The organism is Leisingera sp. F5, from assembly GCF_001593695.1.
This window is the reverse complement of the sequence record NZ_LUKH01000064.1, coordinates 1-7,314: the sequence shown is the minus strand read 5'-3', so window position 1 is coordinate 7,314 and position 7,314 is coordinate 1. Positions and strand designations below refer to the sequence as shown.

Sequence of the window (7,314 nt, the reverse complement as noted above, 5' to 3'; positions counted from 1 at the left end):
CCTTTGCCTTGTCGTGGCCGTAGGGCAGCAGATCGCTGTCCGAAATCCCGATCTTCGCACCAATCTCCTGGATCGGCTTCTTCTGCGCTTCACGCGCAATCTCGATGTCACTCTTGTAGCTCATGGCTATCTCCCTATTGCCGTCTGTTCTGGCAGAAATCCCGCGGCGGGTGCCCTAGCGGGGCGCTATATATTCCTATTACTCAAATTATTTTCCTGTACGTCAACACCTTCTTGACCGCATTTGCCTGAAAAACAGGGCATTTTCAGTGTTTCAGACGCCAATCGGAAACAGGCGGAATTTCACCCCGGGTGAAGATGGCGCATATGCGGCAGGTGCTGCCGCATATAAAAAGGGCCCGGGCAATGCCCGGGCCGTCAAGGTCCGGCCCGAAGGCCAGGCGGGGGAATCACTCCCGGGGTCAGATATCCAGCGTGTTGTCCTTTTCCCAGCGGGAGAAGTGGTTGACGAAGGAGTTCCATTCCTGCTGCTTCATCTTCAGGTAGGCCGCAGAGAATTCCTCGCCCATCATCGCCTTCAGGCCGTCGTCCTTGTCGTAGAACCGCAGTGCATCCAGCATGTTGAGCGGCAGCTTCGGCGCGTCGGTGATGGTGTGGCCTTCGGCATACATGTCGATGTCATGGCGCGGGCCGGGATCCGCCTTGGCCCGAACACCGGAAAGCCCGGCCGCAATGATCACCGCCTGCAGCAGGTAGGGGTTCACCGCACCATCCGGCAGGCGCAGTTCAAACCGGCCGGGACCGGGGACTCGCACCATGTGGGTGCGGTTGTTGCCAGTCCAGGTGACTGTATTCGGCGCCCAGGTGGCACCCGACATGGTGCGCGGCGCATTGATGCGCTTGTAGGAATTCACCGTCGGGTTGGTGATCGCCGCCAGTGCCGAGGCGTGTTTCATGATGCCACCCAGGAACCAGCCGCCCTGCTCGGACAGACCCAGTTCCGCAATGTCGCCTGTGCCTTTGTCTGCGGCAAAGACGTTGTTACGCGAATCCGCGCCCGGAGCGTCCCAGACCGAGATATGCGCATGGCAACCGTTGCCGGTAAGGCCCTCTACCGGTTTCGGCATGAACGTCGCACGGAAACCGTGCTTTTCCGCCACCGATTTTGCCATGAACTTGAAGAAGCTGTGTTTGTCAGCGGTCGCCAGGGCATCATCGAAATCCCAGTTCATTTCCCACTGGCCGTTGGCGTCCTCGTGGTCATTCTGATACGCGCCCCAGCCCAGTTCCAGCATGTAATCGCTGATTTCGCGGATCACATCCAAACGGCGCATCATCGCCTGCTGGTCATAGCAGGGTTTTTCGGCATTATCGAAGGGGTCCGAGATTTCCTCACCATCGGGGGTCAGCAGGAAGAACTCGGCCTCAATGCCGGTTTTCACATGCAGACCTTCGTCCGCGGCCTCCTTGATCAGGCGGCGCAGCACGTTGCGCGGCGCCTGAGCGACGTCTTCGCCCTCCATCACGCAATTGCCTGGAACCCAGGCGATTTCCTTGTTCCAAGGCAGCTGGATCACCGCGTCAGGATCCGGCACTGCCAGCATATCGGGGTGCGCCGGTGTGAGATCAAGCCAAGTGGCAAAACCGGCAAAGCCGGCCCCGTCTTCCTGCATATCCGCGATCGCCCGTGCCGGCACCAGTTTGGCGCGCTGGCCACCGAACAAGTCGGTGAAGGAGATCATGAAATACTTAACGCCTTTTTCTTTTGCGAAAGCAGCCAGATCTGTCGTCATGGTCCCACTCCCTTTCCCTGTTGAACGTGTTTTGAAAAAGGCGCGGCCATTGGCTGGCCGCACCTGCCAATCATCAGAACCCTGCTTTGCCAGGATACCAGTCGGTACCGGCCAGCGGCACACGCGCCATGGCGGCGGCCTCCATTGTCAGAGCGCACAGATCCTCGGGTTCGAGGTTGTGCAAATGGTTGTGGCCGCAAGCGCGCGCAATGGTCTGCGCTTCCAGCGTCATCACCTTGAGATAGTTGCGCAGGCGGCGGCCGGCTTCAACGGGATCGACGCGCTTCATCAGCTCGGGATCCTGAGTGGTGATACCAGCCGGATCCTGACCCTCGTGCCAGTCGTCATAGGCGCCGGTGGTGGTGCCCAGCTTCTGGTACTCGCTTTCCCATTTCGGATCATTGTCGCCCAGTGCGATCAGTGCTGCAGTGCCGATGGCCACCGCGTCAGCGCCCAGCGCCATCGCCTTGGCCACATCTGCGCCGGTGCGGATACCGCCGGAGACCACCAGCTGCACTTCGCGGTGCACACCCAGATCCTGCAGCGCCTGCACGGCGGGGCGGATACAGGCCAGCGTCGGCAGGCCGACATGTTCGATGAACACGTCCTGGGTTGCGGCGGTGCCGCCCTGCATACCGTCCAGAACCACAACGTCAGCCCCGGCCTTCACCGCCAGCGCGGTGTCGTAGTAGGGCCGGGTGCCGCCAACCTTGATGTAGATCGGCACCTGCCAATCGGTGATTTCGCGCAGCTCTAGAATCTTGATTTCCAGATCATCCGGGCCGGTCCAGTCGGGATGACGGCAGGCAGAACGCTGGTCGATGCCTTTCGGCAAAGTACGCATTTCCGCAACCCTGTCCGAGATTTTCTGACCCAGCAGCATACCGCCGCCGCCGGGCTTGGCGCCCTGACCTACCACGACTTCGATGGCATCCGCTTTGCGCAGATCGTCCGGGTTCATACCGTAGCGCGACGGCAGGTACTGATAGACCAGCTTGCTGGAATGACCACGCTCTTCCGGGGTCATGCCGCCGTCACCAGTGGTGGTCGAGGTCCCGGCAGCGGACGCACCACGGCCCAGAGCCTCCTTGGCGGGCCCCGACAGCGCGCCGAAGCTCATGCCTGCGATGGTAACCGGAATATCCAGTTCAATCGGTTTTTTGGCAAAGCGGGTGCCCAGGGTCACCTTGGTCTCGCATTTCTCGCGGTAGCCCTCCAGCGGGTAGCGCGAGATGGAGGCGCCAAGGAACAGCAGATCATCGAAATGCGGCACCTTGCGCTTGGCGCCGCCGCCGCGGATATCATAGATTCCGGTGGCCGCCGCGCGGCGGATTTCCGCATTGATCGGGTTGGAGAAGGTCGCCGACTGGATCGGAACCGTACGGGGGATGTTATTGCTATCCATATCTTTTTTGATCCCTGTCCTTAGTACGCTTGCGCGTTGTCGACATCGAAGTTGTAGAGCTGACGGGCGGAGCCGTAGCGCTTAAACTCCTCCGGCTTGGCATCTGCGCCTGCGCGGGCCAGCAGATCCTTCAGGATCTCAATGTGCTCCGGGCGCATCTCCTTTTCGATGCAGTCGGCGCCCAGGCTCTTGACCGAACCGCGCACAAAGAACCGCGCCTCGTAGCAGCTGTCGCCCAGCGCATCACCGGCGTCACCGAGCACAACCAGATTACCGGACTGCCCCATGAAGGCGCACATGTGGCCGATGTTGCCATGCACGACAATGTCGATGCCCTTCATCGAGATGCCGCAGCGCGAGGAGGCGTTGCCCTTGATCACCAGCAACCCGCCATGGCCGGTGGCGCCGGCATATTGGCTGGCGTCGCCTTCGACGATCACAGTGCCGGACATCATGTTCTCCGCCACGCCGGGGCCGACCGAGCCTTCGACCTTGACGGTCGCCTGCTGGTTCATGCCGGCGCAGTAGTAGCCGGTGGACCCTTTGACGGTCACTTCAATCGGCGAATTCAAACCGACGGCAATCGCATGGCTGCCCTTGGCATTCACAATTTCCCAGGCGGTTTTGTTGGTGCCGCCATTCTGTTCCTGCAGGGCCGAGTTCAGACCACGCAGGCCATTTGCTTCAAGATCATATGTCTGCATCTTAGTGGTTCCAGAAGTAAACGGTTGCGGGTTCGGGCTCCCAGACCTTGGCGTCTTCGATACCCGGCAGGTTCACCAATGCGCGGTATTCGCTGCCGAACGCCACATACTGGTCGGTTTCCGCCATCACGGCCGGCTTACAGGCGATCGGGTCGCGGACCACGCCAAAACCGTCCTTGGTACCCACCACGAAGTTGAAGAAACCATCAAGGTCTTCCAGCGTGCCTTCCAGCGCTTCACCCAGGGTGGCGCCGTTCTGCATCTTCCAGGTCAGGTAGGCCGCACCGACTTCGGTGTCGTTCTGGCTTTCGATCCGTACTCCGTCGCGGCGCAGTTTACGGCGCAGCGAGTTGTGGTTCGACAGCGAGCCGTTGTGCACCAGGCACTGATCCGACCCGGTCGAGAACGGATGCGCGCCCTCGGTGGTCACGGCGGATTCGGTGGCCATACGGGTGTGGCCGATGCCATGGGTGCCGCCCATGCCGCGGACGTCGAAACGCTCGGCAACTTTCTCGGGCAGACCCACTTCCTTGTAGATCTCGATGGTGTCGCCTGCGCTCATAACGCGCATTCCGGGACGCAGCTCGGCCAGCGCATTGCGGGCCTCCTCTGCCTTGCCCGCGGGCACATCCAGCACCGCGTGGGTATCGATCACCCGGATCGACACATCGGTGCTCAGCGCTTCGGCAAGCGCACCGTCCAGCCCGTCAAAGGCGTCCTCCGGCGCATCGGACTGAACGGTGAGCTTGGTGCGCCCGTCCGCCTCGGATCCGTAGATTGCAATGCCCGCACTGTCCGGACCGCGGTCCGTCATAGTGATGAGCATATCGGTGAGCATATCGCCTAATTTCGGCTCAAGTGATTTGTCTTTTAGAAAAAGACCGACAATCCCGCACATGGGTAAGCCTCCTGCTTTTCATCTCGAATCAACGCTAGCAGTTTGCGATCTGCCGTTCAACTCTTGTGAAACTTTTTTTCCTATCAAGGAAGGTTGAGGCGCGCCGCACTGGCGCGCCTCCCGATGCATTCTGGTCAGTATTTTTCAAGCAAGGAGTTTATTTTCTCCCTATCTCCCATGCCCTTAGCCTTATCCAAATGTGCGCCTTCGCGAACAAATTGGATCCGGTGCCAGCCAATCCAGAAGACCACGCCCAGGACAACCATCAGCCCTTCGGATCCTTGGAAGGGGTACACTGCCCCAACCTCTGCCAGGTCCACCGCCCAGCTGTCGTAACCGATCGTAGACATTTTAGTTCTCCTTATTCAGCTGGAACACTGCCGCCGTTCAGCGCAGCCTTGTCGGCTTCAATGATTGCGGCTTTCGCGTCTTCGTAGGCATGGTGTTCGGCGTAATCGAGACCTTGCAGTTCGACCTCAACCGGGATGCGCAGAACCCCCATCGCCGCCTGGATTTTGGAAATCACAAAGGCAGGCAGGAAGCCAAGCACGAAGAACATGATCACTGCGCCGATGGTCTGGCCAACCGGGGTGACGGTGGCATAGCCCTCATACGGCGAGCTCGGCGCACCCCAGAGCAGGAAACCGGCGAGGATCAGACCCACGATGCCCGAATAGCCGTGCACGGCAACTGCGCCCACCGCATCGTCGATCTTGAACGTACGCTCGACCCAATAGTGCAGCTTGTAGACGATCACGACACCAACGGCGCCAACCAGCATCGCCTGGATCGGGTGATACAGGTCATTGCCCGCAGAGGCGGTGATAATGCCTGCAAGGCCGCCGGAGAAGGTCCAGAACGCATCGCCTTTGGACACCACATAGGCTGCCATCAAACCGCCGGACAGCGACATCAGGAAGTTAAAGGTGATCGCAGACAGCGAGGTCGGCGCCAGATAGATATTGGTGGCCGTCCAGGTTTCACCGGTCAGCAGGCCGCCGATACCCTCGGGCGAGATTACCGGAATATTGCAGGCCGCGTAGAAGCCCCAGAACCCTGAATAGATAAGGAAGATCCCGATGGTCAGCATCCAAGGGTTATGCGGCGGAATGTCCCGCGGCGTGCCGTCGGCGGCAAACTTGCCGATCCGCGGACCCAGCACCATGATCACGCCCAGCGCGTAACCGCCGGCAATCGCGTGGATCACGCCGGACGCATAGGCGTCGTGATAGCCGAGGTATTTCACCATCCAGCCTTCGGCATGCCAACCCCAGGCCGCGTCGATGATCCAGAACACCGAGCCGATCATCACCGCGTGCACCCACAAGGCGGACGAACGGATCCGTTCGATCACAGCCCCGGACACGATCGAGGCTGCGGTCCAGGAAAACAGCAGGAATGCTGCCCAGAACACGCCGGTGATCCGGTCGGACAGGTTAGTGCCCATGTTCTGCGACCACGGCAGGTTTGCCGCGGCGGCCTCGTGATTCAAGCCCCCGAAGAACGGGAAGCTGGGGAAGGCCCAGTAGATCCACCAGCCGAAGAAGAAGAATGTCACCGTGACCAGCGGAATGATCATGATGTTCTTCATTAATGTGTGCATGTGGTTGCGGTGGCGGCTGGCGCCGACCTCATACATGCAGAACCCCACGTGAATGAGGAACATGAAGACAACGGTCACCCAGTAGTAGAACTCGGTGAACACCGTTGTTAACGCGTTCAGATTTCCATCCAATGTTTTGCCCTCCTGTTGGCAGTTCTCCCGGGCTTTTTGCCTCTTGGGAATATTATTTTCATTTATTATTGTGTCTCAGGAGGCCAAGCTGTCAATAATCATGTGAAAGTTTGTTCACCCTCAGAAAAGTACAAACTGCCATCCAAACGCCTTTACTCCGCTCCTGCAGGCCGCCTAAAGCCTACCCTCCCAAGGGCTTAAGGCGTTCTGCCCGCCCCCCCCTCACAGCTTCTCCCCAGGCCCCGGGCTTTAGGCAAAGGCGCGGATCAATCGTGGATTTGCGACAGAATCAAGCGAATCTCCGGCACCGGAAGGGGCGATTCTCCCCTGAAACGGGGCATTCTGCGGCCGTCTCAGCCACAAGCAGCCTGCCGAAAAGACCATTTCCGGCCAACCGATGCCGCAAACCCGTCCGGAATCGGCCTTTTAAGCAAAATCTTTTTCCTGTTAGGAATAATCGTTGACACAGCGCCCCCTCTTTTGGCTAACTGGACCGGACCAATGGAACCAAATCGAGAAATTTGGTCCACCACTATCAGGGAGACACAGACGATGGCCATTATCTGGCGGACCTCAGCACTGGCACAGCGGCACAAAGAAATCGGCGGCGAGCTGGAAGATTGGAACGGCATGGGAACCGCCTGGTTCTATGACCACACACCCGAACGCGCCAAGGCCGACTACGAGGCGGTCCGCACCAAGGCGGGCCTGATGGACGTGTCCGGCCTCAAGAAAGTCCACGTCGTGGGTGAACACGCAGCTCAGGTCATCGACCGGGTCACCACCCGCAACGTCGAAAAGATCATGCCGGGCCGCTC

7 protein-coding genes and 1 pseudogene are annotated in these 7,314 nt (G+C 59.7%); 1 reads left to right on the top strand and 7 read right to left on the bottom strand.

Translation table 11 applies throughout. The features are described from left to right. The 7 genes from A2I95_RS23015 to A2I95_RS22985 all read right to left on the bottom strand — a co-directional run. Window positions 1-124: formate--tetrahydrofolate ligase (locus tag A2I95_RS23015; RefSeq protein WP_291733590.1), on the bottom strand; the 124-nt coding region annotated here is incomplete at its 3' end. Window positions 125-422: 298 nt separating this feature from the next. After that, entirely contained in the window at window positions 423-1,754 is a 1,332-nt protein-coding gene (glnT, locus tag A2I95_RS23010) for a type III glutamate--ammonia ligase (RefSeq protein WP_027256636.1), read from the bottom strand. A gap of 73 nt (window positions 1,755-1,827) precedes the next feature. After that, complete coding sequence (locus A2I95_RS23005) at window positions 1,828-3,159, bottom strand: FMN-binding glutamate synthase family protein (protein WP_291733588.1); 1,332 nt, start codon at window positions 3,157-3,159, stop codon at window positions 1,828-1,830. A gap of 20 nt (window positions 3,160-3,179) precedes the next feature. Continuing rightward, a complete protein-coding gene (locus A2I95_RS23000) occupies window positions 3,180-3,863 on the bottom strand; it encodes a protein glxC (RefSeq protein WP_027256638.1) in 684 nt (227 codons plus the stop codon). Window position 3,864: 1 nt separating this feature from the next. After that, complete coding sequence (locus A2I95_RS22995; RefSeq protein WP_291733586.1) at window positions 3,865-4,761, bottom strand: glutamine amidotransferase family protein; 897 nt, start codon at window positions 4,759-4,761, stop codon at window positions 3,865-3,867. A 134-nt stretch (window positions 4,762-4,895) separates the two neighbouring features. Further along, window positions 4,896-5,111, bottom strand: coding sequence for a hypothetical protein (locus A2I95_RS22990; RefSeq protein ID WP_291733584.1), 216 nt, complete (start codon window positions 5,109-5,111; stop codon window positions 4,896-4,898). Between the two features lie 11 nt (window positions 5,112-5,122). Then, entirely contained in the window at window positions 5,123-6,496 is a 1,374-nt protein-coding gene (locus tag A2I95_RS22985; protein ID WP_291733582.1) for an ammonium transporter, read from the bottom strand. A 552-nt stretch (window positions 6,497-7,048) separates the two neighbouring features. Here A2I95_RS22985 and A2I95_RS22980 point away from each other — a divergent pair. Then, a pseudogene (locus A2I95_RS22980) lies at window positions 7,049-7,314 on the top strand (aminomethyl transferase family protein); the annotation flags it as partial.

Excerpts from the sequence above, each read along its gene's own strand:
- A2I95_RS22990 (WP_291733584.1), bottom strand. The coding sequence starts at position 5,111 with ATGTCTACGATCGGTTACGACAGCTGGGCGGTGGACCTGGCAGAGGTT.
- A2I95_RS23005 (WP_291733588.1), bottom strand. The coding sequence starts at position 3,159 with ATGGATAGCAATAACATCCCCCGTACGGTTCCGATCCAGTCGGCGACC.
- glnT (WP_027256636.1), bottom strand. The coding sequence starts at position 1,754 with ATGACGACAGATCTGGCTGCTTTCGCAAAAGAAAAAGGCGTTAAGTAT.
- A2I95_RS22995 (WP_291733586.1), bottom strand. The coding sequence starts at position 4,761 with ATGTGCGGGATTGTCGGTCTTTTTCTAAAAGACAAATCACTTGAGCCG.
- A2I95_RS23000 (WP_027256638.1), bottom strand. The coding sequence starts at position 3,863 with ATGCAGACATATGATCTTGAAGCAAATGGCCTGCGTGGTCTGAACTCG.